Origin of the sequence: Streptomyces sp. NBC_00250 (genome assembly GCF_036192275.1) — a bacterium.
Taxonomy (GTDB): Bacteria; Actinomycetota; Actinomycetes; order Streptomycetales; family Streptomycetaceae; genus Streptomyces.
In genome coordinates this window covers 4295734-4319603 of record NZ_CP108088.1, presented here as the reverse complement: position 1 = coordinate 4319603, position 23870 = coordinate 4295734, and the positions used below count along the sequence as shown (strand labels likewise).

The following is a 23870-nucleotide window of genomic DNA, read 5'->3' as shown; positions in this document are numbered from 1 at the left end:
TAGGCACGATGCGTTCCTAATGGCAAAACAGGCTGGGTCTCATGCTCGATACCTCCGCACGACTGCTGCGCCTGCTCTCCCTCCTGCAGACCCCGCGAGCCTGGCCGGGATCCGAACTGGCCGAGCGCCTGGGGGTGAGCGGCCGCACCGTTCGCAACGACATCGACCGACTGCGCGAGCTCGGCTATCCCGTGGACGCCACGCGCGGATCCACCGGTGGCTACCGGCTGGGTGCCGGGGCGGCGGTGCCTCCGCTGCTTCTCGACGACGAGGAGGCCGTCGCGGTGACGATCGCGCTGCGCACCGCCGCGCAGGGTGCTGTCCCGGGCACCGAGGAGAACTCGCTGAGGGCCCTGGTCAAGCTGGAGCAGGTGCTGCCCTCGCGGCTGCGCCGACGGGTGCGGGCACTCCAGGCCTACACCGTGGCCGTGCCCGCCGACCGTCCGGCGCCGACCGTCTCGGCGGAGGTGCTGACCACCCTGGTGTCCGCCTGCCGCGACCGGGAGCGACTGCGCTTCGACTACCTGGACCACGCCGGCTCGGCCACCCGCCGCGTGGTGGAGCCGTACCGGGCGGTGAACTGGGGACGGCGCTGGTATCTGGTCGCGTGGGACGTCGAGCGCGAGGACTGGCGTACGTTCAGGATCGACCGGATCCGGCCCCGCACCCCGACAGGACCGCGCTTCGCGCCGCGCGAACTGCCCGGCGGCGACGTCGCCTCGTACGTCTCCCGACGGGTGTCGAGCGCGGCCTGGCGCCATCACGCGCGCGTGATCGTCCATGCGCCGGCCACGGAGGTGATCGAGCGGATCAACCCCGCGGTCGGCACCGTCGAGGCCGTCGACGCCGACAGCTGCGTCCTGACCACCGGGGCCGACACGGTGCAGACCCTCGCCGTGTATCTGGGCATGCTCGACTTCGACTTCGACGTCACCGAGCCGGAGGAACTGGTCACCCACCTCCGCCGGCTCGCGTCGCGCTATGCCCGCTCGACACCGACTCCGCCGACACCGACCTCGTCGACTCCGCCGACACCGCCACCGACTCCGCCGACCACGTCGGCCCGCTGAGGCGGGCGTCCGGGGGTTACCCCCCGATCGGGCCACCGGTTCGCCGGATGTTCCCCGGGCATGCGTCCCGGCCATGATCGTTTTCTGTGTGGGGCCGCACAGGCCCGGCACGCCGTGGACGAGAACGGGGAAACCGAATGCGACACAAGAGGCTCGGAGGAGCCATCGCCATGACGATCGTCATGGCGTCGACCCTGGCCGCCGGGACGGCCCTGCCCGCCGTCGCGGCGGGACACCCGACCGGCACCGGGAGCTCGGTCGACGGCGTCTGGCGCGTCGACGGCTACGGCGCGGTCCTGTCGATCGCGGACGGGCACCTGCAGGAGTACCAGACCACGGCGATCAGCTGTGTACCCGGCGAAGCGGCCGTAGAGACGGCCCCGGGCACCTATCGCACCGAGGACAAGACCCTGCTCACGGTCCGCCCGCAGGGAACGCTGCACGTGGCCGGCGCCACCGGCGACCGCCGACTGCGGCGCCTCGCAGCGCTGCCGAAGACCTGCGACCACGTGCTGCCCGCCGACAAGGTGACGGCGCTGACGGCCTTCGACGTCTTCTGGCAGACCTTCGAGGAGAACTACCCCCTCTTCGCGGCCCGGGGCATCGACTGGCACGCCGTCCGGGACACCTACCGCCCCAAGGTCCACGCGGACACCACCCGCGAGGAACTCTTCCCCCTCCTCGACGACATGGTGGCTCCGCTGAACGACGCGCACGTCTCCGTCTCCGACGGGGACCGCGATTCCGATCCCCACCTCCGACCCGGCACCCCGAGCGACCTCCGGCAGCTGGACGTCAGGGCCAAGGCGCACATCGTCCGGCGGGACCTCGGCGGGAAGAACCCACAGGAGTACGGGAACGGTCGCATCTCCTACGCCGACCTGCCCGACGGGCAGGGCTACCTGCGGATCTCCGGATTCGGGGGCTACCACCCGACGGACCGCACGTACGCCCGCCAGCTCGCCGAACTGGACCGGGCACTGGACGCCGTCCTCACCCGTGAGCGCACGGACTCCCTCCGAGGGCTCATCATCGACCTCCGGGTCAACGGCGGCGGCGACGACGCCCTGGGCGTGCACCTCGCCGGACGCCTGACCGACACCCCGTACCTCGCCTACCGCAAGCGCACCCGGTACACCCCGCCGCAGCCCGTCCGGGTGGAGCCGGCCCACGACGCCCCCCGCTACACCGGCCCCGTCGCCGTGCTCACGGCCGACACGACGTTCAGCGCGGGGGAGACCTTCGTCCAGGCCCTCATCGACCGACCCGGCCGGACCGTCCGCATCGGCGGACCGACCCAGGGCGTCTTCTCGGACATGCTGGAACGCTCGCTCCCGAACGGCATGGAGTTCACGCTCCCGAACGAGGAGTTCCTGACCCGCACGGGGAGGACCTTCGACGTCACCGGCATCCCCCCGCACCTGCCGACACCGGTCTTCACCGAGGAGGAGTTCCAGCAGAACCGCGACTCCGCCTTCGACACGGCCGTCGCGGCGCTGAAGCGCTGAAGCAGCGCTGAGGCCCGGCACGTCGAGGCCCGAACCACGGGAGCTGCGCCGGACGGGTGAGGGGGAAACCTTCCGGCGCGCCCGCTCCGCGTGGGGGCCATGAGGAGGAGGAATGAGTGCGGAGGAATCCGTACCCTCCCAGGAAAAGAGAACGTTCGTGCGTCTCCGGCACTCCCTCGCCGCCGTCTGCGGTGCCCTCGCCCTCACCGCCACCCTCGCCTCCCCCGCCCACGCCACCACCGGCGACTTCAGCTACCGGTTCGTCGGGCTCGACGGGTACCCGCAGTGGGTCACGCTCCACGACCCGGCCGGCCCGGGATGCATCACGATCCCCGAGGCCGCGGACCCCAGCTCCTCCGAGCCCGCGTTCGCGCCGCACAACGACACCGACGACTTCGCGACGGTCTTCACCGAGCCCGACTGCACCGGCGACTCCTGGACCCTCCGCCCCCACGGACGCCCGGCCTCCGACCGCCTCAAGCTCCGCTCGGTCTGGTTCGCCGGCTGAGCGGACGGGCCTTAAACGGCTGGGAGAACGTCCGTCCCGTCGCTACCGTCCAGGTCATGAGCACCGGTACCCAACCCTCACTCCGCCTGGAGAAGGTCACCCCCGCCACCGTCGACGCCGCCCTCGACCTGCGGGTCCACCCCCATCAGGAGCAGAACGTCTCCCCCGTCTCGCGCTCCCTCGCCGAGGCGTACGCCTTCGGGGACGCCGCCTGGCCGCGGCTGATCTTCGACGGCGACCGGCTCGTCGGCTTCCTGATGGCCTTCCTCGACCTCCCCTGGAACGAGAAGAAGGACCCCACCGACCGGCGCAGCGGTCTCTGGCGACTCAACATCGCCGCCGATGTGCAGGGCAAGGGGTACGGGCGCTTCGCCGTCGAAGCCGTACGCGACGAGCTGCGGCGGCGCGGCGAAGAGCGCCTCTACGTCACCTGGGCACCCGGGGACGACGGCCCCGGCGCCTTCTACGAGCGCCTCGGTTTCCGTACGACGGGGGAGACCTCGGGCGACCAGATCGTCGGCGTCCTGGACATGTAGAGCGGGACACGTCCTGGACGTACAGGGCGGGACACGTCCTGGACATATGGCCCGGGGCGCAGAGAGAACCCGGGGCGCAGAGAGAAGGGGGTGGGGTGCGGATGCAGCACCCCCGCACCCCACCCCCACCCGTTCCGTCAGCCTGAGCAGCCGCCGCACTGGCACGGGGCACCCGACTGGCAGCCGCAGCCGCAGCCCGAGCCGCATCCGCAGGCGCCCAGCAGCGGCAGGTGCACCATCTCGCGCGGCGCCTCCGGCCCGGAATCGTTCGTCATGGGGGATTCGGCCATGGGGGTCCCTCCCTTTCGAGGCGCACGTCGCCTCCCCCCATTGCATGCCCACCCGGGCGGGCGCATCAACGGCGCATCGGCGCCCGTACGCCCGTGTGCGTGGGCACATGGGCGCCCGGGCGCGCAGGGTCTGCCCGGCGGATCATGGCCGCGACGACCCTGATCCGCCGGACGGACGCTACGCGCCCTCGACCGGCGCGTCCGCCGCCTGCAGCTCGTCCGCGTGCTCACCCGTCACCAGGTACACCACACGCTTCGCCACCGACACCGCGTGGTCGGCGAACCGCTCGTAGTAGCGGCCGAGCAGCGTCACGTCGACCGCCGTCTCGATGCCGTGCTTCCAGCGGTCGTCGATCAGGTGCTGGAAGAGCGTCCGGTGCAGCAGGTCCATCTCGTCGTCGTCCTGCTCCAGCTGGAGCGCCAGGTCGACGTCCTTCGTGATGATGACCTCCGCCGCCTTCGCCATCAGGCGCTGCGCCAGCTGTCCCATCTCCAGGATGGTCGCGTGCAGGTCCCGCGGCACCGCCGACTCCGGGAACCGCAGCCGCGCCAGCTTCGCCACGTGCTGGGCCAGGTCGCCCGAGCGCTCCAGGTCGGCGCTCATGCGCAGCGAGGTCACCACGATCCGCAGATCCGTCGCCACCGGCTGCTGCCGCGCGAGCAGCGCTATCGCCCGGGCCTCCAGGTCGTGCTGGAGGTCGTCGACCTTCTGGTCCGCCGCGATCACGCTCTCGGCGAGCTTGAGATCCGCGTCGAGCATCGCCGTCGTGGCGCGCCCGACCGCCGACCCGACGAGCCGGGCCATCTCGACCAGGCTTTCACCGATCGAGTCCAGTTCCTCGTGGTACGCGTCCCGCATGGATGTCCCTCTCTACGCAAAGCTCCGGGGTCCGGGTGGGGCTCAGGACCCCCACGCTCCCACGTTCGGCCCCCTACGCGTCCGGTTCCACCCCCTCACATGAACCGGCACTTTCCCCAAGGTGAACTCTGGGCGACACGCGCCACCGCTCCGGTCAGGGCAAATGAACCGGTCCCGTCTCCACGGTGAACTCTGGGCGACGACTGTTCGAGCAGCCACTCGGACGGCTGGGAGGGAGTCGTCGAGCCCGCATAACCTTGGGGGCATGGACGTGAACGCGGCGGTTGCCGCATTGGCCGCGATCGCCGGCGTGTGCACCGGCGTGATCGCCATGCTGGCGTTCCGCTGGAGCGAGCGCGACCAGGCGAGACCCACCCGAACCTCACTGCACACCGACGCCGTGCTCCCGCCCGGCGTCGACACCGTGCTGTCCGTGCTGCGCTCCTCCGCGGTCGTCCTCGACGAGAGCGACTCCGTGGTGAAGGCCAGCTCGGCGGCGTACGCGCTCGGCCTGGTCCGAGGCGGGAAACTGGCCGTGGAGCCCATGCTCAACATGGCCCGCGACACCCGCCGCGACGGAGAGATACGGCAGGTCGAGCTGGACCTGGCACGGCGCGGCAGCGGACGCGGCGAGGCCCTCGCCGTCTCCGCCCGGGTCGCCCCGCTGGGCTCGCGCCTGGTGCTGCTGCTGGTCGAGGACCTCACCGAGGCCCGTCGTATCGAAGCGGTACGGCGCGACTTCGTCGCCAACGTGAGCCATGAGCTCAAGACCCCGACGGGCGCGCTCTCCCTGCTCTCCGAGGCGGTCATGGACGCCTCGGACGACCCCGAGGCGGTCACCCGCTTCGCCGGCCGCATGCAGATAGAGGCGACCCGCCTCACCAACCTCGTACAGGAGCTCATCGACCTCTCCCGCGTGCAGAACGACGACCCGCTGGAAGACTCCGAGCCCGTGTCCGTGGACGAACTCGTCGCCGAGGCGATCGACCGCTCCCGGCAGCCCGCCTCCACCAAGCAGATCACCATGGTCTCGGGAGGCGCGGCCGACCTCTACGTCTGGGGCAGCCGCGGCCAGCTCGCCGCCGCCCTCGGAAACCTCGTGGAGAACGCCGTCAACTACTCACCGGCCCGTACGAGGGTGGGCATCGCCGCCCGCCACATCGCGGCGCCGGGCGGGGACCTGATCGAGATAGCCGTGACCGACCAGGGCATCGGCATCTCGGAGAGGGACCGCGAGCGCATCTTCGAGCGCTTCTACCGCGTCGACCCGGCCCGCTCCCGTGCCACCGGCGGTACGGGACTCGGCCTGGCCATCGTCAAGCACGTGGCCGCCTCCCACGGGGGAGAGGTCACCGTCTGGAGCACCGAGGGTCAGGGCTCCACCTTCACCTTGCGGCTGCCCGAGGCGGGCGCCGTACGGGACCGCCGACCCGCCTCGTCCCCCACCCCTGATCTCATGACCGAACCGCTTCCTGCCCCGGAGGTCCTTCCGTGACCCGAGTGCTCGTCGTCGAGGATGAGGAATCCTTCAGCGACGCCCTGTCCTACATGCTTCGCAAGGAGGGCTTCGAGGTCGCCGTAGCGGCGACCGGGCCCGACGGTCTCGACGAGTTCGAGCGCAACGGGGCCGATCTCGTCCTCCTCGACCTGATGCTTCCGGGGCTGCCCGGTACCGAGGTGTGCCGTCAGCTGCGCGGCCGCTCGAACGTCCCGGTCATCATGGTGACCGCCAAGGACAGCGAGATCGACAAGGTCGTCGGGCTGGAGATAGGAGCCGACGACTACGTGACGAAGCCCTTCTCCTCGCGGGAGCTGGTCGCCCGCATCCGCGCGGTCCTGCGCCGCCGCGGTGAGCCGGAGGAGGTCACCCCCGCGGCCCTGGAGGCCGGCCCGGTCCGAATGGACGTCGACCGCCACGTGGTGACGGTCTCGGGCGGCAAGGTCGACCTGCCGCTGAAGGAGTTCGACCTCCTGGAGATGCTGCTGCGCAACGCGGGCCGTGTGCTGACCCGTATGCAGCTCATCGACCGGGTCTGGGGCGCGGACTACGTCGGCGACACCAAGACCCTCGACGTCCACGTCAAGCGCCTCCGCGCCAAGATCGAGCCGGACCCGGGCGCCCCGCGCTACCTGGTCACGGTCCGAGGCCTGGGCTACAAGTTCGAGCCGTAGAAGCGGTGCATACGTGAAGGGCGCCTCCCCGCCGGGGAGGCGCCCTTCACGTATGCCTGTGTGCGGGTCAGTGACCGGCCGCGTGGCTCGCCTCGCCCGACGGCTCGCCGGAGGCCTCGCCGCCGTGCTCGCCCTCGGCCGCGCCGGAGGGCGTCGCGGTGGCGGTCGGCTGGGTGCCCGGGGGCGCCGGGAGGATGGTCGGACCGAAGTCCTTGAAGTAGCTGGTCGCCGGGACGACGAAGGCGCTGAGGCTCACGTCGCCGGTCTCGCTCAGCTTGAAGACGACCTTCTGCGCGTCACCGTCGCGGGCGGCCTCGCTGCCGTTCTCGATGACGGCGGAGGCGTTGCCCTCGCCGCCGATCACGACGGAGCCGCCGGCCGGGACGACGATCGGGCCGGCGCCCGTGGCCGCCTTCAGCGCCACGGTGGCGCTGCTGCCCTGGAGGGAGATGGCGTCGAGCGTCTGGGGCTTGTCACCGTTGTTGAAGACGGTGGCCGAGACGACGGCCGGGCCCTTGGCCACGTCCAGCGGCTGGGTGATCACGAGCGCGTTCTGGATCTTGACATCGTCCACCGTGACGGCGGCGTTGTCCGGCTTGATTTCGAGCGTCTGCGCGTCGTTGCCCGCTCCACAGGCGGACAGCGCGGCGATGGAGAAAACGATGGCGGTGGCGGCGAGGGCGCCGCGTCGAAGGCTGCGGCTCACGGCGGCGGCATCTCCTAGGACGTACGGACAAGCTACGGACAGGCTTCGGAACTAAAGACCAACTAAGGGTGTGTCAGCGCGCTCAGGTTACCGAGCCGCACTCTCCGTCCCGCACCCGACCCGCCCCTAACCGGCCATGGGGTCCCCGGGGCGGTCCCGCGAGCCGTCCACCGCTCTCGCCGCACACCGGCGGCCGTGGCCGGATCGCGACCCATTGACCTGTTGTTCACATAACCGCCTTGATCAATTCGAGGGCCGCGCCGCATTCCCCGGAGCCGTACCTCCGGAAAAACCCCGACCCGCGTCGGCTGATCAATTACGGAATCACCCGGTGATGCATCCGTACGGGTGGACGATCCTCGAACGGAGTACGTTGGGAAGGCCACTCCGAACCCGACAAAACGGGGCATCGACCCTCCCTGGAGGGGCTGCGGGTAGGTGTAACGTGCGCGTTTCTCTCCGTCCGCGCAGCCGCTCCGACCTGCGAATACCGCCTTCCGGAAGCCCTCCGCAGCACGTTCGTGTTGCTGTTGTCAAGCCCCGAGATATGCCCTGACCTGCGAAAACGCCATTCAGAAGAAGCCGTATCCGTGTTACCCTGGATAGCCACGGAAGGGGTACCTGTCACATGACGTTCAAGGTTGGCGACACCGTGGTCTATCCCCATCACGGGGCCGCGCTGATCGAGGCCATCGAAACTCGCCAGATCAAAGGCGTGGACAAGACCTACTTGGTGCTCAAGGTCGCGCAGGGCGACCTGACGGTTCGCGTGCCGGCGGACAATGCGGAGTTCGTTGGTGTTCGCGACGTAGTCGGTCAGGACGGGCTGGACCGGGTCTTCGAGGTGCTTCGCGCGCCGTACGCCGAAGAGCCGACGAACTGGTCCCGTCGCTACAAGGCAAATCTCGAGAAGCTCGCCTCCGGCGATGTCATCAAGGTCGCCGAAGTAGTCCGCGACCTGTGGCGGCGCGAGCGCGAGCGCGGTCTCTCCGCCGGTGAGAAGCGCATGCTCGCCAAGGCTCGGCAGATCCTGGTCAGCGAGCTGGCCCTCGCGGAGAACACGAACGAGGACAAGGCCGAGGCTCTCCTCGACGAGGTCCTCGCGTCCTGAGCGTGCTCTGACGACATCCGAGCGCGCTCACAAGTGAAGCGATGCCGCGGTGCCCGCTGGCGTGCTGTGATCCACACAGTGCTGCCGCCGGGCGCTGCGGCATGTTCATGTACGTACTGTCTGTCACGTACGGCATGCATGCGTACGCCACGTACGCATGTTCATGTACGTACGTCCACATCCCCCTCTTACTTCTTCACGTCCGAACCCCTGTGCTCGGGCGGCACGCCTCGACCGTCGTCACGGAAAGGGCCCGGTCAAGGCGGAGCGTCCGGCACGGTGAGGCCATACCCATGTCGGCCGCGGAAACAAACCTGCCGGAGTGCAACCGATGTCAGACGAAGCGCGTCCTTCTCGTACCGCCGTGGTGATCCCGGCGGCCGGACGGGGCGTACGCCTCGGTCCGGGCGCCCCCAAGGCGCTGCGCGCGCTGAACGGCACCCCCATGCTCATCCACGCCGTCCGTGCGATGGCCGCCTCCCGTGCGGTCTCGCTGGTCGTCGTGGTCGCACCCCCCGACGGCGCCGCCGAGGTCAAGAACCTCCTCGACGCCCACGCCCTCCCCGAGCGGACCGACTACCTGGTCGTGCCCGGCGGTGACACCCGCCAGGAGTCCGTGCACCTCGGCCTCCAGGCGCTCCCCGAGGGCATCACCACCGTCCTCGTCCACGACGCCGCCCGCCCGCTCGTCCCCGTCGACACCGTCGACGCGGTCATCGAGGCGGTCCGGGACGGGGCCGTCGCCGTCGTCCCCGCGCTGCCCGTCGCCGACACCGTCAAGGAGGTCGAGCCGGCCGAGAAGCCGGGCGACCCCGAGCAGGTCGTCGCCACCCCGGTCCGGGCCCGCCTCCGCGCCGTCCAGACCCCGCAGGGCTTCGACCACGACACCCTGGTCAACGCCCACGCGACCGTCGCCCTCACCGGTGAGGGCGCCACCGACTGCGCCGGCATGGTCGAGCGGCTCGGCGCGCCCGTCGTCGTCGTGCCCGGCCACGAAGAGGCGTTCAAGGTGACCCGTCCCCTCGACCTCGTCCTCGCCGAGGCCGTACTCGCCCGCAGGAGGGCCAACGATGGCTTCTGATCTCCCCCTCGTCCCGCTCGTCGGCATCGGCACCGACGTCCACGCCTTCGAGAAGGGCCGCGAACTCTGGTGCGCCGGCCTCCTCTGGGACGCCGACGAGAACGACGGGTACGGCCTCGCCGGGCACTCCGACGGCGACGTCGCCGCCCACGCCGCCTGCGACGCGCTCTTCTCCGCCGCCGGCATCGGCGACCTCGGCGCCCACTTCGGCACCTCGCGTCCCGAGTACTCCGGCGCCTCCGGAGTCACCCTCCTCGCGGAGGCCGCCCGGATCGTCCGCGCCGAGGGCTACGAGATCGGCAACATCGCGGTCCAGGTCGTCGGCGTCCGCCCCAAGGTCGGCAAGCGGCGCGACGAGGCCCAGAGGGCACTGGGCGAGGCGGCCGGCGCCCCGGTCTCGGTCTCCGGCACGACCACGGACGGCCTCGGTCTGACGGGTCGCGCGGAGGGCCTCGCGGCGCTCGCGACGGCACTCGTGTACCGGGTGGCACGCCCGTAACCGCGTTCCGGAGCGGCGGTCGTCACGTTCACCGGTACCGGCATCCACCGGTACCGGTGAAAAACGTCATCGGAGACGGGGAACAGGTATCGGGGCACTACCACACGCCCACTACCCTGGAGTGGTGACTATTCGCCTGTACGACACCAGCGCCCGGCAGATCCGTGACTTCACCCCGCTCACGCCGGGCTGCGTCTCGATCTACCTCTGTGGCGCCACCGTCCAGGCGGCCCCGCACATCGGACACATCCGGTCGGGGCTGAACTTCGACATCATGCGCCGCTGGTTCGCCTACCGCGGCTACGACGTCACGTTCATCCGCAACGTCACCGACATCGACGACAAGATCATCGCCAAGGGCGCGGACCAGGTCCGCCCCTGGTGGTCCATCGGCTACGAGAACGAGCGCGCGTTCAACGCGGGCTACGACGCCCTCGGTTGCCTGCCGCCGACGTACGAGCCCCGCGCCACCGGGCACGTCCCCGAGATGATCGAGATGATGCGCGGCCTCATCGAGCGCGGTCACGCGTACGAGGCCGACGGCAGCGTCTACTTCGACGTGCGGTCCTTCCCGGGCTATCTGGAGCTGTCCAACCAGGACATCGACGACCTGCGCCAGCCCACCGAGGACGGCATCACCGGCAAGCGCGACCCGCGCGACTTCGCGATGTGGAAGGCCACCAAGCCGGGCGAGCCCGACTGGGAGACCCCCTGGGGCCGCGGCCGTCCCGGCTGGCACCTGGAGTGCTCGGCGATGGCCCACAAGTACCTGGGCTCCGCCTTCGACATCCACGGCGGCGGCCTCGACCTGATCTTCCCGCACCACGAGAACGAGATCGCCCAGGCCAAGGCCTTCGGCGACGACTTCGCCTCGTACTGGGTGCACAACGCCTGGGTCACCATGGCCGGCGAGAAGATGTCGAAGTCGCTCGGCAACAGCGTGCTGGTGTCCGAGATGGTGAAGAACTGGCGCCCCATCGTCCTCCGCTACTACCTGGGCACCCCGCACTACCGGTCGATGATCGAGTACAGCGAGGAGTCCCTGCGCGAGGCCGAGTCGGCGTTCGCCCGCATCGAGGGCTTCGTCCAGCGCGCCACCGAGAAGGCAGGGAAGGACGTCGCCCCCGCCGCCGAGGTGCCGCCGGCCTTCGCCGAGGCCATGGACGACGACCTGGGCGTGCCGCACGCGCTCGCGATCATCCACACCACCGTCCGCCAGGGCAACAGCGCCCTCGCCGCGGACGACAAGGACGAGGCCATCGCCCGCCTCGCCGAGGTCCGTGCCATGCTCGGCGTCCTCGGCCTGGACCCGCTCGACCCGCACTGGGCCGAGGAGACCGGTGGCGGCGAAGAGCTCCACGGCGCCGTCGACACCCTCGTACGGCTCGTGCTGGAGCAGCGCGAGTCGGCGCGCGAGCGCAAGGACTGGGCGACCGCGGACGCGATCCGCGACCAGCTCAACCAGTCCGGCCTCGCCATCGAGGACAGCCCCGACGGCCCCCGCTGGACGCTGGGCAACCGTTAGAAGACGTGCCGCTCGGGCCTCCGGGCGGCACACTTCAGTTACAGACCTTGTACGAGGGCCGAGTACGCCTCCGTACGCAACACCGAGGATTAGGTAGTCATGGCCGGGAACAGCCAGCGCAGGAACCGTCGCACGTCCAACAAGAAGGGTGCGACGATCGGCAGCGGTGGCCAGCGGCGCAAGGGCCTCGAAGGCAAAGGCCCGACGCCCAAGGCCGAGGCCCGCAAGGGCCACAAGGCATTCCGCGTCAACAACGCGATGGCCCGGAACGCGGCCAAGCGCAAGCCCGTCGCCCGCCGCGGCGGCAAGGGCCTGTCCGAGATGGTCGTCGGCCGCAACCCGGTCTTCGAGGCCCTGCGCGACGGCGTGCCCGCCACGACCCTGTACGTGCAGCAGTTCATCGACAACGACGAGCGCGTGCGCGAGGCCCTGAACCTCGCCACCGGCCGCGGCAACATCAACATCATGGAGGCGCCGCGCCCCGAGCTCGACCGCATGACGAACGGCCTGAACCACCAGGGCCTCGTCCTCCAGGTGCCGCCGTACGAGTACGCGCACCCCGAGGACCTCGTCACGGCCGCGTTCGACGACCACGACGACCCGCTGATCGTCGCCCTCGACGGCATCACCGACCCGCGTAACCTCGGCGCCGTCGTCCGCTCGGTCTCCGCCTTCGGCGGCCACGGCGTCGTCGTCCCCGAGCGCCGCGCCGCCGGTATGACCGCCGGTGCCTGGAAGACCTCGGCCGGCACCGCCGCCCGTACCCCGGTCGCCCGCGCCACCAACCTGACGCGCTGCCTGGAGCAGTACCAGAAGGCCGGTGTCACGGTCGTCGGCCTCGCCGCCGACGGTGACCGCGACGTGCACGAGCTGGCGGAGCTGGGCGGTCCGGTCGTCATCGTCGTCGGCTCCGAGGGCAAGGGCCTGTCCCGCCTGGTCGGCGAGACCTGCGACTTCCTCGTCCGCATCCCGATGCCGGGCGGCGCCGAGTCGCTCAACGCCGGTGTCGCCGCCGGTGTCGTGCTCTACGAGGCGGCCCGCCGCCGGATGGCCCGCTGACACCGGCTCCGTAGGCCACCGGGCCGGTAGCGACCGGCCCGGAAAGCCACCGTCCCGGAAAGCCACCGGCCCGGTGGCTCATCGGCAGGACACCCCTCGCCGTACCCGCGCTCGCCTCAGGCCGTCAGGCCCGCCAGGCGGGCGCGGGTCATCGTGGCGATGGTGAAAGCGTCCGTGATGCGGCCGTCGGCGATCATCCCCTCCGCCTCCGCGAAGGGGATCGTCAGCGAACTCCGGATGGCCTCCGCGTCCGCCAGTCGGCCGATCGCGTCGATCCGGGCCGCGAAGAGGAGGACGCGGTCGCCCGTCATCCCGCTGTCGGGATGCAGCTCGCCCAGCGGGATCAGCTCCTCCACCCGCGCCCCGATCTCCTCGTCCACCTCCTTCGCCGCGTTCTCCGCGCTCGACAGGCCTCGGGTGCCGAAGCCCCGGGGCAGCTCCCACTGCCAGGACCGGGTGGCGTGCCGGTAGTGCTCGATGAGCACCATCCGGTCGCCGAGCAGCGGCAGCACGACACAGCCGGGCTCGGCCGCCGCGCTCAGGGCGCGGATGTACGTGCCCTCCCGGCCGTCCGGGAAGCGCACCGGATCCCGGACGAGCAGGACGTACGGATCCTGGTAGAGCACCCCTCCGGCGGCCGCGACCGCGTCCGGGTCGGTGAGGATCTCGATGCCGCCCGGCTCGTTGCGGAACAGCTCCGGCCGCTCGGCGCGCAGCTGCTCGTAGCGGCGCGCGGGCTCCATGCTCATGCGCGGACCCTGCCTCTCCCGGCCCCTGGCCGGCTCGTCACTGGTCGGGCTGGCACTGCTGGTCGGCCTGGCGGGGTACGCCGGGGAGCCGTCCCGTCTCGACGACCCGCCCTCCGTACGCCCCCAGGATCGCCTCCCAGTCCCGCTTCAGACTGCCCAGCCGCAGCGTCGGCAATGTCAGCGAGTGCCCGAGGCCTCCGCGCCGGCCCTTCGTGCCCCGGTCGCGGAACTCCAGCCGGATGGTCAGCGCCCCCGCGGCCGCCGTCAGCATCTGGATGGACCCCGCGAGCAGCGACACCTCCTCGCCGCTCGTCACCTGGAGGGCGACCCCGCCCGCCTCGATGACCAGGACCGAGACGATGTCCCGGGCGAACCCGCTGCCGCTGCCGCTCGTCGCGCGCGCGGTCCGCAGCATCCGCGCGTGCCGCCGCGCCACCTCGGAGGTACCCGCCGAGAACTCCTCCGGAGAGGGGATCCGCCCGTCCTGGAAGCCGCCGCGGACGAAGGAGTCGAGCGAGTCCACGTACGCCCGCCACTCCTCCTCCCGCCGCAGCCGGTTGACGTCGGCCAGCGAGAGACCGGCGTACGAGTTCGGCCCGTCCACCGCCCGGTGCAGCGCGTCCGCGAACAGATCGCGCAGCAGCCGGCCGATCGCCTCCGGGTCGTCGTCGCGGGGCCGCAGGTCGCTGCGCAGCTCCTGGAGCGTCGAGCGGGGCGGGGAGTCCGGCGGGGTGACCGGGATCAGCCCGCCGGCCCGGGGCACGCCCAGGCTGTAGAGCAGGTCGACCAGCTGCTTGGTGGGCACGACGTGATCGCCGTCGCGCAGCAGGTTCTGGTACGGATCGGTGCCGGGCCGGGTGATGAACCGCTGGTAGAGCGCGTTACGGGTGATGTCCCGGTCGTTGTCCTGCTCACCGGCCCAGAAGTAGATGTCCTTGAGGACGCCCTCGCGCATCGACCTGGCCAGCTCCTCCGGGATGCCGAGGTCCTGGGCGAGCTGCGGCGCCCGGAGCCGGCGGAGGGCGGAGACGTTCGTGGAGAAGAAGTTGCCGACCTGGCCGGCCTTCTCGCCGTTGGCCTCGTCGTCCCAGTCGAAGCGGACCAGCGCGGGTTCGGCCTCCTCCGTCACGAGCCGTCGCCAGGCGTGTCCGACGGCCCGGTCGTGGGCCCAGGTGAAGTCCGCGGCGGGTTCCCGCTCCGTGTAGAGGTACGGCACCAGCACCCGGTCGTTCAGGAGCCGGATGAAGGCGTCCCGCTCCGCGGGGTCGGCGGACGGCAGGTAGTTCGCGTACAGCGCCTCGTTGTTGAGGAGGAACGCGCGGTTGACCACCAGGGTGCCGCTGTTCACGAGCGAGCGGCGTAGCTCGGCGGAGGCGGCCTCGACCGCTTCCACGGGCGGTCGGGCCGGCGCGGAGGCGTGCTGGCGGGCGCCCGCGAGTCCGGCGGGCAGCCACTGGTTGTCGAGGGCCTGTGCCATCACGGGATAGTCGTGGAGATCGCCGAAGACGAGCTGGTGGGACTCCCGTTCGGGAGTGGCGGGACCTTGGGACTCCCGTAAGGGACGGCCCGGAGTCCTGGCCGCGGAGGGTGCGGAATCCCCGGGAGAGCGGGGCTCGGGCACCCTGTTCCGTGCGGTGTCCGGGCTCTGCTCGGTCCCCGGCTGCGGGACGGGATCGGTCATGACGGCGCTCCCCTGCATCGTCCGGGTCAACTAATGTGATTCTAGGGAAGATTGACGATCGGTAACCGAACGTCGGTTCCTCCGGCACCGTTGATCTTGACGGGTCTCGGACATTTGCGAGCCGTCAAGGCAGTGTCCTAAACCCAGATCACTCGGTTAGATGAGTGTGGACACCAGAACGCCCCGGCCGGGGTTCGACGATCAGCCCGCGTTGAGCATGGTCAAGGTGGATTCCGATCCCGCCCAGGTGATCGTGAACCACGCCAGCTTCCGTGTGCGGCTCGCGCCCGCCCCGCAGCCGAAGATCGGCGCCGGCGCCCGCACCGCGGCCCTGTCCGGGGCCGCGGCAGGAGCGGGCGGACCGCGCCGTCGTCCCGTCGTATGGACCGGAAAGTCCTCACCGGGCGCGACCGGCCTCCTCCAGGCCGTCCGCGAGTCCTCCGTCTCCACGCTCGACCCGGCCGTCGGCCACGGCGGGCACGGTGGTCACCGGGGTCTGGAGGCGGGCGCCACCCAGGCCATCCCGCGCTTCGACGAGACGATGCCCAACCCCGTGGTGACGGCCGACTCCGGCCCCCTGCTGCCGCCGATGCGCCGCGCCGAGGGTGCGTACGACGAGCTGTACGACCTCCGGACCGAGACCGGCGGCGGACCGGGAGCGTACGAGGACGAGACGACCGACGGCCGGCCCGCGCAGCGCCACGGCCAGGACGCCGTCCGGCACGCCTACTACCCCGGCCGCCGGATGAACCTTGGCGTCGTCCTCCTCCCGCTCCGCGTCTTCCTCGGCTTCATCTCCATCTACGCGGGCATGGGCAAGCTCTGCGACCCCGTCTACTTCGACGGCGGCGAGCGCGGCTCCATGGTGAAGTGGCTCAACTCCCTGCACCCCTGGGCCCTCGCCGAACCCCTCCGGGACTTCGCCCTCCAGCACCCGGTCGGCGCCGGACTCACCGTCGCCTTCCTCCAGGTCGTCGTCGGCGTCCTCACCGTCCTCGGACTCTGGCAGCGCGCCGCCGCCGTCGTCGGCGCCCTGCTCTCCGCCGCGCTGATCCTCACGGTCAGCTGGAAGACCGTCCCGGTCTACGACTCCGCCGACATCATCTACCTGGCCGCCTGGTCCCCGCTGATCATCGCCGGCGCCCCCGTCTACTCGCTCGACGGCCGCATCGCCGGAGAGGCCTGGCGCACCCTCGGCCCCCGCGCCGACCTCTGGGACCTGCGCCGGCGCGTCACGCGCCGCAGCACCCTCCTCGCCTCGGTGGTCGTCGGCCTCACCCTCCTCATCGGCTCCGTCCTCGGCGGCGCCGTCCGCTCCACCGAGATGGTCACCGTCCCCGGCCCCAACGACGACCCGATCAACCACCTCCCCGGGCAGCCGCTCCCCACCGAGCCGACGCGTCGCGCCCCCTCCAAGGCGGCGTCCACGGCGCCCGCCCCGGCCGCGACCAGCGAGGCCCCGGCGGAGCGCGAGGAGACGCAGGAGGCGAGCCGGCCCACCGAGACCACCCGCGAGGCCACCCGGACGCAGCAGCAGCGCCCGACGGCCACGCAGGGCACGGGCACCGGCACGGGCGGCGGCAGCAGCCGTACGCCGACGCAGTCCGACCCGGAGCCCCCGCCGTCCACCAGCGACACCCCGAGCAGCACGGGCGGCAGCACGTCGAGCGGCGGCACCAGCGGCGGCTCGACCGGCAGCTCCACGGGCACGCCGACCGAGAGCGGCTCGACGACGGGCGGCGCGAGGAACCCGATCGGCGGCCTGCTGGGCTGAACCGGCTGACGGGACAGCGAGAAGGGCGGCACCACGAGAACGTGGTGCCGCCCTTCTTCGCGCCTCTCCGGTTCAGCCCCTCTGGGCGGCGAGCTCCTTGGCGGCCTCGGTGAGGTCCTTGGCGGTGTCGATGGCCCGCCAGTAGGCGCCCTGGGGCAGCGGGAAGCCCGCCAGGCGCCGCTCACGGGCGAGCCGGGGGAACGTGGTGCGTTCGTGGTCGCCCAGGTCCGGGAGGAGCTCCGTGAAGGCCGCGGAGAACACGTACACGCCCGCGTTGATGAGGAACGGCGACGGCGGCGACTCGATGAAGTCGGTGATGTGCCCGAAGGTGTCGGTCTCGACGGCGCCCCACGGGATCCGGGGACGGGCCAGGGCGAGGGTGGCGAGGGCGTCGCGCTCGGCATGGAAGGCGGCCATCTCGCGCAGCGAGAAACGGGTCCAGATGTCGCCGTTGGTGGCGTACCAGGGCTGGTCCGGCGCGGGCAGGTGCGCGGCGGCGTACTTCAGGCCTCCGCCGCGGCCCAGGGGCTCGGTCTCGACGACCGTCGTCACCTTGAGGGGGAGGTCGGCGCTCTCCAGCCACTCCTGGAGGACCTCGGCGAGATGGCCGCAGGAGACGACGGCGTCGGTCACGCCCTCGGCGGCGAGCCAGGAAAGCTGATGGCCGATGATCGGGGTCCCGGTGCCCGGGATCTCGACCATCGGCTTGGGGCGGTCGTCGGTGTACGGGCGCAGCCGGGAGCCCTGGCCACCCGCCAGGACCACGGCCTGCGTCGGAGAGGTGTGCATACGGGGAACGATAGGCGCCCCGCAGGCGAGAGGTCCGGACGCGCGACGTCGCTCCGTGTGCGGCTGTTCAGCTCGCGCGCATCACGCCGGTCGCGTAGGAGGTGTCGCAGACCGGTCGCGAGAAGCCCTGGGCGCGGGACGGGCCGTACTGCTCGACGGCGGCGCGGCCGAGGGAGCGGGCGATGGACATGCAGTGCTTGGCGAGCGAGGGCCGGTTCTCCACCTCGCGCTGGAGGTGGGTGAGGGCCGTGCCGGGGTCCTTCTCCTGGAGCTCGGCGAGGAGCTGGTCGCGCAGAATGTCCTGCGGTGCACGGGGCTTGGCCCGGACGGAGACCTCGGAGGAGGACGCCGTGAGCTGGGTCCCGGAGTCCTGACCGGCCCACGGAACGGCGGACACCGCGAGCGTTCCCGAGAGCACCAGGACGATGGGCAGGACGAGGGCGAGAGAGCGGCCGATTCGGCGGGCAGTGTGCGTCACGCAGGCGAGCGTAGCGGCCGGTAGTGATATGGCGACATTTAGTCACTCTCGCGGGGGATGGTTCGAAGCGGCTTTTCGAATTCCGTGTTGACGCGAGGGGTGGGGGTGGGCCCGGAATGCCGGGGTTTTCGGTGGTAAACCCCCACTGGGTCCTCCACCAAGACGAACGACCCCGCATCTGCAAGAGATACGGGGTCGTTCGGCCAGAGGATCAGTCGATCGCGAGTCAGTCGCTGAGGCGGGCGCCGGTGGACGTCGAGAAGACGTGCAGCTCGGCGGCGCGCGGGACGACGTGCAGCGTGGTGCCCTTGGCGGGGACGTCACGGCCGCCGACGCGGACGACCAGGTCCTTGTCCTCGCCGCCGACGCGGGTGGAGCCGTACACGAAGCCGTCGGAGCCGAGCTCCTCGACGACGTTGACGGTGACGGCCAGGCCGTCCTTGCCGGTGGGGCCCTGCACGTCGAAGTGCTCGGGGCGGACGCCGACGGTGACGGTGGTGTCGCCGTTGGCGGAGGCGGCGGCGATGGCGTCACGGGAGACCGGGACGACGCTGTTGCCGAACTTCACGCCGCCGTCGGTGATCGGGACCTCGACCAGGTTCATGGCGGGGGAGCCGATGAAGCCGGCGACGAAGAGGTTCGCGGGCTTGTCGTACATGTTGCGCGGCGAGTCGACCTGCTGGAGCAGACCGTCCTTGAGGACGGCGACGCGGTCGCCCATGGTGAGGGCCTCGGTCTGGTCGTGGGTGACGTAGACCGTGGTGATCCCCAGACGGCGCTGGAGGCCGGCGATCTGCGTACGGGTCGAGACACGGAGCTTCGCGTCGAGGTTCGACAGCGGCTCGTCCATGAGGAAGACCTGCGGCTCACGCACGATGGCACGGCCCATGGCGACACGCTGACGCTGACCGCCGGAGAGTGCCTTCGGCTTGCGGTCGAGGTACTCGGTGAGGTCCAGGATCTTCGCGGCCTCTTCGACCTTGGTGCGGATCTCGGACTTGTTGACACCGGCGATCTTGAGCGCGAAGCCCATGTTGTCGGCGACGCTCATGTGCGGGTACAGCGCGTAGTTCTGGAACACCATCGCGATGTCCCGGTCCTTGGGCGGCAGGTGCGTGACGTCGCGGTCACCGATGCGGATGGAACCGGCGTTGACGTCCTCGAGACCCGCGAGCATGCGCAGGGAGGTCGACTTGCCACAGCCGGAGGGCCCGACGAGGACGAGGAACTCGCCGTCGGCGATCTCGATGTCGAGCTGGTCGACGGAGGGCTTGGTGGCACCGGGGTACACCCGGGTCGCCTTGTCGAAAGTGACGGAAGCCATGGTGATGTGTCCCTTCACCGGCAGGAACGTGCCGGACGATCCGAGTAAAGGAAGGATTGAGGTCTAGTCCACCTGGATGAACTCCACGTGACGCTACCTGGCGCCGCGGGATCTGTCAGCACTCCGAGGCCCGTGATATTTCCGACCGCCGACAGGACGTCGTTGGTTACACTGCACTCGCTGCCTCCTTAGCTCAGCTGGCCAGAGCACCGCTCTTGTAAAGCGGGGGTCGTCGGTTCGAACCCGACAGGGGGCTCAACGAAAAGGGCCAGCGCAGGGGCATGTTTCCCCGGCGCTGGCCCTTTCCCATGATCGCGGCCGTGCCACCTACGTGCCAGATGGCCCTTCCGGGCGGGCTTGGCGGGCCTGGCGGATCATCTCGCCGAGCTTCCCCGCGATGTGCTGATCACGGTCGCTCGTCATGTGCTGGTAGATCAGCGCGGCCCGGGTCGTGCTGTGCCCCATCCGCGTCATCAGCTCCCGGGTGCTGGCGCCGGCACTGGAGGCGAGGGTGTTCCCGGTGTGGCGAAGGTCGTGGAAGTGGACGTCATCAGAGACGCCGGCGGTGGTGCGAGCGGCGGTCCAGTCGTCCCGGAAGTTGCTCCGGCGGAGGAGGCCACCGCGGGGACCCTGGAACAGGTGGCCGTCCTGCCCGGTGCCGGCGAAGTGCTCCAGGTGGTGAGCGAGCTCGGGGACGAGTTCGACGGGGAAGGCGACCGGCCGGACGCCGGCGGCGGACTTCGGCGCCTTGTCGGCCAGCGTGCCGTTCTGCAGCTCGGACTGAGCCCGGCGGACCAGGACCACGGAGCGGGTCAGGTCGAGGTCCCGGCGGCGGAGCGAGGCCAGCTCGCCGAACCGGAGCGTGGTGAAGGCAGCGAGGAGGACGAGCACCCGGTGGTGCGGTCGGATCGCGTCGGCCACGGCGTACACCTCGGCCACGGTGAGGACGGGGCGCTCCGGGACGTCGTAGCGGTCGGCGCCCTTGATGCGGCACGGGTTGCGGCGGATCAGCTCGTCGTCCACCGCCGTGTTCAGGATCGCGCGGAGCAGTTGGTACGCCTTGACGACGGTCGGCTCGCCGATGCCGTCCTCTAGGAGAGCGGTCCGCCAGGCTCGTACGCGGGGAGTGGTGATCGCTGCGACCGTCCCGGCGCCGAAGGTCGGCTTGATGTGGAGGCGGATCACGCTCTCGCTCCGCTCCCGGGTGTGGTCCTCCAGCTTGCGGTGCTTCAACCAGTCGTCGGCGTACGGCCCGAAGGCGACCTTGCCAGCGTCGGGGGCCTGGTAGGTGCCGCGGATGATCTCCGCCTCGATGGTCGTCAGCCAGACGAGGGCGTCGGTCTTGGTGTCGAAGGTGTGCGGCGCGGACTTGGTCTCGCCCGACAGCGGGTCGCGGTAGCGAGCCTGCCAGCGGCCGGACGCGAGCTGCCGCACAGTGCCGAACCGACGGCGCTGGCCCTTGCGGTTCGCCATCAGGCCACCTTCCCGTAGCGACGCTCGACTGGCTGCACGGTGTGCGACGCGATGTACGCCTCGATGGCGGGCTCCGGGATGCGGACGTGGCGTCCGACCTTGACGAAGGTGATGCGTCGTTCCTCGATCAGCCGCCGAGGGAACCGGACGGTGGTGCCGAGGAGTTCGGCGACCTGGTCGACAGTGAGCAGACGTGCGGACATGGTCACCACTCCCCTTCGGCTGACAATTCGAGTTGGGTGCGGATCTCGCGGGCGTGTTCGCGGTTGTGCTGGATGTCGCGGCGGATGTTGGCGGCGAGCCATGACTCGCCGGGTGTGTGGCCGTGGCCGGCGTAGGTCCAGTGGGCGAGGACGAGGGTGGTGGACTCCGGGTGTTCGCCGGGGTCGGGGAGGCCGAGGGCGGTGCGTTGTTGGTGGGCGCGGTAGTCGGCGCGGACCTGGCGTAGGGCGCCGAGGGTGGTGGAGTAGCGGCGGGATTTGGTGGAGAAGTGGCCGCGGAAGCCGAGCATGTGGGCCCAGGCGCGGAGGCGCCGGTCGGGGTAGGCCGGATCGAGGTCGATGCAGGCTTCCATCAGCCGCCGGGGGTGGTCGGGGACGTCGAGGAGGATCAGGGCTTCCTTGTTGCCGACGGGGTGGTCGACGGAGCCGGTGGTCTCGGCGGCTTTGGTGGCGTACTTGGCGACGTAGGCGGCGACGGCCTGTTCGGTGAGGTCTTCGCCCTGGCCGAAGGCGCCGATGGGCTGGACGTCGAGCTGGGCGCCCCAAGTGAGCGTCAGGTCCTGGCTGACGCCGTGCGCGGGAGCGGCGGGGACGACCACTTGGACGCGGGTGGCGGCGGCGTGGATGGCGTCGGTGAGGAGTTCGAGGGTGGCCCAGTGCGGGGGCGGGGTGTGGGCGCCTGCGGGGCCGTCGAAGCGGATGACGGCGTGGAAGTGGACGGCGCCGCGCTTTTGGTACTCGGCGACCTTGCCGAAGGAGACGCGGGACTGTTCGCGGGCGGTTTTCTGGGTGAGGCCGGCGCGTCCGGCGATCTCACGGCGGAGGTAGATCGTGAAGTAGCGCCAGAGTTCGGAGGCGTGGTTGTTCCAGAGGACAGCGCCCGCGTAGTCGTACGCGTACGGGTTGAGCGGGGTGCCGAGTTCGGGCGCGTCCTCTTGGTGCTGCTTCCCGCAGCGGCAGGGTCGTTCCCCGGGCCGGTTGTGGACAGGGCCGAAGGACGGGGCGGTGAGGGTGGCGAAGACTCGGGGGTGGTCGCGGATGGTCTCCGGGGTGCCCTTGTCGGGGTTGCCGACGAGTCCGGCGCGGATGAGGTGGTAGGTGTCGCCTGCGTAGGTCCAGGCGCAGGAGGGGCAGCGGGAGGCTCGCCGGTTGCCGCATGCGACGCGGAGGACCCCGCCGGGTTCGGCGTCGGTGTTGTACGCGTGGAGGACGGTCCTGGTGGCGGGGTCGAGGGTCTTGGTGCCGCCGGTGAGGCGGATGGGGGCGGTGCAGCCGCCGGTGCGGCGGAGTTGTTCGGTGAGGCGGTCGAAGCCGGGGGACCCGGCCATCCGGAGCAGGTCGCTCAGGGTGGCCGGGTCCAGGCCCGCCTGGAGGGCGGCGTCGGTCAACGGGTCACTTCCCGGCGCGGGTGAGGGCGGCGGGGAAGGTGCGGCCGAGGCCGCGGCAGGTGGGGCAGTGGACGGGGATGGTGGCCCGGGTTCCGTCGGTGGCGGGGAGGCCGGTGGTGATGGTGGCGGTGGCGAAGCCGTCGCAGTCGCGGCAGACGCGAGGGGTGGTCTGGGGCATCATGAGCTGTCCCTTTCGGGTCCGTTGGATCTGGGAGGGGTTGAGGCGCCCGGGGCGGCGGAAGTTTGGCGACCGAGGCCGTCCCGGGGGCCGCTCAGCGTGTGTTGCGCCTGCCATGGCCCTTGGCCGCGTACATCGAGGCGTCGGCGGCCGAGAGGGCGTCGGTCAGAACCGGGACCGGCAGCTGGTCGCGGTGGCAGTGCCCGACCGAGGCCGAGACCGGCAGGGCGTGACCGCTGTGCGTGACCGGCTCGTCCAGCGCGATCCGCAGGGCGAAGAGGCCGGCGGTGTGGCCGGGGTCGGTGACGATGGCGGCGAACTCGTCTCCGCCGAGGCGGGCGGCGATGCCGTGGCGTCCGCACCAGTCGCTCAGGCGCTGGGCGGTGGCGGTGAGGACCGCGTCTCCGGCGGCGTGGCCGTGGGTGTCGTTGATGGCCTTGAAGTCGTTTTCCCGTACTAAGAAATCGATCATGGTCTCCACCTATGAGCAACGAAGAGAAGAAAAGGCTTTGAGGCGTCGAGGTCGACCGTGGAACCTGAGTGCATGGTGATGAGCAGACGAAGCGATGCCTCGTAGGAATCCGGCAGCCGTCCGGGCTGCGACAACTGATCGGGTCACCCGCGGAGCGGAGGTGGTGCCTGGTCTGTCCGGCACTGCTGCCAGCGCGGTTGCCCGGCTGGAGGCCGGCCAGTTCGGCGCTGGTGCCGTTGGGCGAGCGTTTTCCGTCTGGAAGAGGTCGGTCCAAGGTCCAGCGCGCTTCCTGCGGTTCAGGGAGGACGATTGCGGCGTGCTTGAGTGCTGTCGTGTTCATCTCGCCGCGCGTGATCTCTTGGAGGCGACTGCGATGCAGCTGCCGGCTCATGCTGCAAAGGAACTGCGGGCGCTCATCA

24 protein-coding genes and 1 tRNA gene are annotated in these 23870 nt (G+C 70.9%); 13 read left to right on the top strand and 12 right to left on the bottom strand.

The features are described 5' to 3' along the window. The first annotated feature begins 41 nt into the window (after positions 1 to 41). The 4 genes from OG259_RS19430 (at position 42) to OG259_RS19415 (ending at position 3622) form a co-directional block, all read left to right on the top strand. On the top strand, positions 42 to 1070 hold the full coding sequence (locus tag OG259_RS19430) for a helix-turn-helix transcriptional regulator (RefSeq protein ID WP_328943428.1): 1029 nt from the start codon (positions 42 to 44) through the stop codon (positions 1068 to 1070). Between the two features lie 170 nt (positions 1071 to 1240). Then, on the top strand, positions 1241 to 2578 hold the full coding sequence (locus OG259_RS19425) for a S41 family peptidase (RefSeq protein ID WP_328943427.1): 1338 nt from the start codon (positions 1241 to 1243) through the stop codon (positions 2576 to 2578). A gap of 157 nt (positions 2579 to 2735) precedes the next feature. Next, positions 2736 to 3086 (top strand): hypothetical protein, encoded by a 351-nt coding sequence (locus OG259_RS19420; protein WP_328943426.1) that lies wholly within the window; start codon positions 2736 to 2738, stop codon positions 3084 to 3086. Positions 3087 to 3142: 56 nt separating this feature from the next. Beyond that, positions 3143 to 3622 carry a GNAT family N-acetyltransferase gene (locus tag OG259_RS19415; RefSeq protein WP_328943425.1) on the top strand — a complete coding sequence of 160 codons (480 nt, stop codon included), beginning with the start codon at positions 3143 to 3145 and terminating at the stop codon, positions 3620 to 3622. Between the two features lie 468 nt (positions 3623 to 4090). On the opposite strand, the gene phoU is transcribed toward OG259_RS19415, so the two are convergent. After that, positions 4091 to 4771, bottom strand: coding sequence for a phosphate signaling complex protein PhoU (gene phoU, locus OG259_RS19410; protein ID WP_266894680.1), 681 nt, complete (start codon positions 4769 to 4771; stop codon positions 4091 to 4093). A gap of 265 nt (positions 4772 to 5036) precedes the next feature. On the opposite strand from phoU, the gene OG259_RS19405 reads away from it, so the two are divergent. Further along, positions 5037 to 6266: a sensor histidine kinase gene (locus OG259_RS19405; RefSeq protein ID WP_328943424.1), complete on the top strand. Its 1230-nt coding sequence runs from the start codon at positions 5037 to 5039 to the stop codon at positions 6264 to 6266. Then, positions 6263 to 6943 (top strand): response regulator transcription factor, encoded by a 681-nt coding sequence (locus OG259_RS19400; RefSeq protein WP_017242433.1) that lies wholly within the window; start codon positions 6263 to 6265, stop codon positions 6941 to 6943. The genes OG259_RS19405 and OG259_RS19400 overlap by 4 nt, the downstream gene beginning before the upstream one ends. 67 nt (positions 6944 to 7010) lie before the next feature. On the opposite strand, the gene OG259_RS19395 is transcribed toward OG259_RS19400, so the two are convergent. Then, positions 7011 to 7649, bottom strand: a complete 639-nt coding sequence (locus OG259_RS19395; protein ID WP_328943423.1) for a DUF461 domain-containing protein — start codon at positions 7647 to 7649, stop codon at positions 7011 to 7013. Between the two features lie 628 nt (positions 7650 to 8277). Between OG259_RS19395 and OG259_RS19390 the strand changes: the two genes are divergently transcribed. From OG259_RS19390 to rlmB, 5 genes are all read left to right on the top strand, one after another. Next, on the top strand, positions 8278 to 8760 hold the full coding sequence (locus tag OG259_RS19390; protein WP_003953493.1) for a CarD family transcriptional regulator: 483 nt from the start codon (positions 8278 to 8280) through the stop codon (positions 8758 to 8760). Positions 8761 to 9091: 331 nt separating this feature from the next. After that, complete coding sequence (gene ispD / locus OG259_RS19385; RefSeq protein ID WP_328943422.1) at positions 9092 to 9841, top strand: 2-C-methyl-D-erythritol 4-phosphate cytidylyltransferase; 750 nt, start codon at positions 9092 to 9094, stop codon at positions 9839 to 9841. Continuing rightward, on the top strand, positions 9831 to 10340 hold the full coding sequence (gene ispF, locus OG259_RS19380) for a 2-C-methyl-D-erythritol 2,4-cyclodiphosphate synthase (RefSeq protein ID WP_328943421.1): 510 nt from the start codon (positions 9831 to 9833) through the stop codon (positions 10338 to 10340). The genes ispD and ispF overlap by 11 nt, the downstream gene beginning before the upstream one ends. Before the next feature lie 124 nt (positions 10341 to 10464). Continuing rightward, complete coding sequence (gene cysS, locus OG259_RS19375; protein WP_328943420.1) at positions 10465 to 11865, top strand: cysteine--tRNA ligase; 1401 nt, start codon at positions 10465 to 10467, stop codon at positions 11863 to 11865. Between the two features lie 99 nt (positions 11866 to 11964). Continuing rightward, positions 11965 to 12924 carry a 23S rRNA (guanosine(2251)-2'-O)-methyltransferase RlmB gene (gene rlmB, locus OG259_RS19370; RefSeq protein ID WP_328943419.1) on the top strand — a complete coding sequence of 320 codons (960 nt, stop codon included), beginning with the start codon at positions 11965 to 11967 and terminating at the stop codon, positions 12922 to 12924. A 116-nt stretch (positions 12925 to 13040) separates the two neighbouring features. Here rlmB and OG259_RS19365 read toward each other — a convergent pair whose 3' ends face one another. Both OG259_RS19365 and OG259_RS19360 read right to left on the bottom strand, forming a co-directional pair. Then, on the bottom strand, positions 13041 to 13673 hold the full coding sequence (locus OG259_RS19365; protein ID WP_328943418.1) for an NUDIX hydrolase: 633 nt from the start codon (positions 13671 to 13673) through the stop codon (positions 13041 to 13043). Between the two features lie 37 nt (positions 13674 to 13710). Further along, on the bottom strand, positions 13711 to 15354 hold the full coding sequence (locus OG259_RS19360; protein ID WP_328943417.1) for a hypothetical protein: 1644 nt from the start codon (positions 15352 to 15354) through the stop codon (positions 13711 to 13713). 160 nt (positions 15355 to 15514) lie between these two features. On the opposite strand from OG259_RS19360, the gene OG259_RS19355 reads away from it, so the two are divergent. Continuing rightward, entirely contained in the window at positions 15515 to 17128 is a 1614-nt protein-coding gene (locus OG259_RS19355; protein WP_328943416.1) for a DoxX family membrane protein, read from the top strand. A 72-nt stretch (positions 17129 to 17200) separates the two neighbouring features. Here the strand turns inward: OG259_RS19355 and OG259_RS19350 are convergent, their stop codons facing one another. The 3 genes from OG259_RS19350 to OG259_RS19340 all read right to left on the bottom strand — a co-directional run bounded on the left by OG259_RS19350 (position 17201) and on the right by OG259_RS19340 (position 19719). Then, positions 17201 to 17917: a nucleotidyltransferase family protein gene (locus OG259_RS19350; RefSeq protein ID WP_328943415.1), complete on the bottom strand. Its 717-nt coding sequence runs from the start codon at positions 17915 to 17917 to the stop codon at positions 17201 to 17203. A gap of 67 nt (positions 17918 to 17984) precedes the next feature. Next, positions 17985 to 18395 (bottom strand): hypothetical protein, encoded by a 411-nt coding sequence (locus OG259_RS19345; protein ID WP_328943414.1) that lies wholly within the window; start codon positions 18393 to 18395, stop codon positions 17985 to 17987. Positions 18396 to 18621: 226 nt separating this feature from the next. Next, positions 18622 to 19719, bottom strand: a complete 1098-nt coding sequence (locus OG259_RS19340) for an ABC transporter ATP-binding protein (protein ID WP_030323200.1) — start codon at positions 19717 to 19719, stop codon at positions 18622 to 18624. Positions 19720 to 19901: 182 nt separating this feature from the next. Between OG259_RS19340 and OG259_RS19335 the strand changes: the two genes are divergently transcribed. After that, positions 19902 to 19975, top strand: a tRNA-Thr gene (locus OG259_RS19335). A 71-nt stretch (positions 19976 to 20046) separates the two neighbouring features. Here the strand turns inward: OG259_RS19335 and OG259_RS19330 are convergent. From OG259_RS19330 to OG259_RS19310, 5 genes are all read right to left on the bottom strand, one after another. Beyond that, a complete protein-coding gene (locus OG259_RS19330) occupies positions 20047 to 21192 on the bottom strand; it encodes a tyrosine-type recombinase/integrase (protein WP_328943413.1) in 1146 nt (381 codons plus the stop codon). Next, positions 21192 to 21395, bottom strand: coding sequence for a helix-turn-helix domain-containing protein (locus tag OG259_RS19325; RefSeq protein WP_328943412.1), 204 nt, complete (start codon positions 21393 to 21395; stop codon positions 21192 to 21194). The genes OG259_RS19330 and OG259_RS19325 overlap by 1 nt, the downstream gene beginning before the upstream one ends. A 2-nt stretch (positions 21396 to 21397) precedes the next feature. Further along, entirely contained in the window at positions 21398 to 22801 is a 1404-nt protein-coding gene (gene repSA / locus OG259_RS19320; protein WP_328943411.1) for a replication initiator protein RepSA, read from the bottom strand. Between the two features lie 4 nt (positions 22802 to 22805). After that, positions 22806 to 22982: a hypothetical protein gene (locus OG259_RS19315; protein ID WP_328947336.1), complete on the bottom strand. Its 177-nt coding sequence runs from the start codon at positions 22980 to 22982 to the stop codon at positions 22806 to 22808. Between the two features lie 91 nt (positions 22983 to 23073). Further along, positions 23074 to 23451 carry a GGDEF domain-containing protein gene (locus OG259_RS19310; RefSeq protein WP_328943410.1) on the bottom strand — a complete coding sequence of 126 codons (378 nt, stop codon included), beginning with the start codon at positions 23449 to 23451 and terminating at the stop codon, positions 23074 to 23076. Positions 23452 to 23870 lie beyond the last annotated feature (419 nt).

Excerpts from the sequence above, each read along its gene's own strand:
- OG259_RS19430 (WP_328943428.1), top strand. The coding sequence starts at position 42 with ATGCTCGATACCTCCGCACGACTGCTGCGCCTGCTCTCCCTCCTGCAG.
- OG259_RS19425 (WP_328943427.1), top strand. The coding sequence starts at position 1,241 with ATGACGATCGTCATGGCGTCGACCCTGGCCGCCGGGACGGCCCTGCCC.
- OG259_RS19415 (WP_328943425.1), top strand. The coding sequence starts at position 3,143 with ATGAGCACCGGTACCCAACCCTCACTCCGCCTGGAGAAGGTCACCCCC.
- phoU (WP_266894680.1), bottom strand. The coding sequence starts at position 4,771 with ATGCGGGACGCGTACCACGAGGAACTGGACTCGATCGGTGAAAGCCTG.
- OG259_RS19405 (WP_328943424.1), top strand. The coding sequence starts at position 5,037 with ATGGACGTGAACGCGGCGGTTGCCGCATTGGCCGCGATCGCCGGCGTG.
- OG259_RS19390 (WP_003953493.1), top strand. The coding sequence starts at position 8,278 with ATGACGTTCAAGGTTGGCGACACCGTGGTCTATCCCCATCACGGGGCC.
- ispD (WP_328943422.1), top strand. The coding sequence starts at position 9,092 with ATGTCAGACGAAGCGCGTCCTTCTCGTACCGCCGTGGTGATCCCGGCG.
- ispF (WP_328943421.1), top strand. The coding sequence starts at position 9,831 with ATGGCTTCTGATCTCCCCCTCGTCCCGCTCGTCGGCATCGGCACCGAC.
- rlmB (WP_328943419.1), top strand. The coding sequence starts at position 11,965 with ATGGCCGGGAACAGCCAGCGCAGGAACCGTCGCACGTCCAACAAGAAG.
- OG259_RS19365 (WP_328943418.1), bottom strand. The coding sequence starts at position 13,673 with ATGAGCATGGAGCCCGCGCGCCGCTACGAGCAGCTGCGCGCCGAGCGG.
- OG259_RS19360 (WP_328943417.1), bottom strand. The coding sequence starts at position 15,354 with ATGACCGATCCCGTCCCGCAGCCGGGGACCGAGCAGAGCCCGGACACC.
- OG259_RS19355 (WP_328943416.1), top strand. The coding sequence starts at position 15,515 with ATGAGTGTGGACACCAGAACGCCCCGGCCGGGGTTCGACGATCAGCCC.
- OG259_RS19350 (WP_328943415.1), bottom strand. The coding sequence starts at position 17,917 with ATGCACACCTCTCCGACGCAGGCCGTGGTCCTGGCGGGTGGCCAGGGC.
- OG259_RS19340 (WP_030323200.1), bottom strand. The coding sequence starts at position 19,719 with ATGGCTTCCGTCACTTTCGACAAGGCGACCCGGGTGTACCCCGGTGCC.
- OG259_RS19330 (WP_328943413.1), bottom strand. The coding sequence starts at position 21,192 with ATGGCGAACCGCAAGGGCCAGCGCCGTCGGTTCGGCACTGTGCGGCAG.
- OG259_RS19325 (WP_328943412.1), bottom strand. The coding sequence starts at position 21,395 with ATGTCCGCACGTCTGCTCACTGTCGACCAGGTCGCCGAACTCCTCGGC.
- OG259_RS19315 (WP_328947336.1), bottom strand. The coding sequence starts at position 22,982 with ATGATGCCCCAGACCACCCCTCGCGTCTGCCGCGACTGCGACGGCTTC.
- OG259_RS19310 (WP_328943410.1), bottom strand. The coding sequence starts at position 23,451 with ATGATCGATTTCTTAGTACGGGAAAACGACTTCAAGGCCATCAACGAC.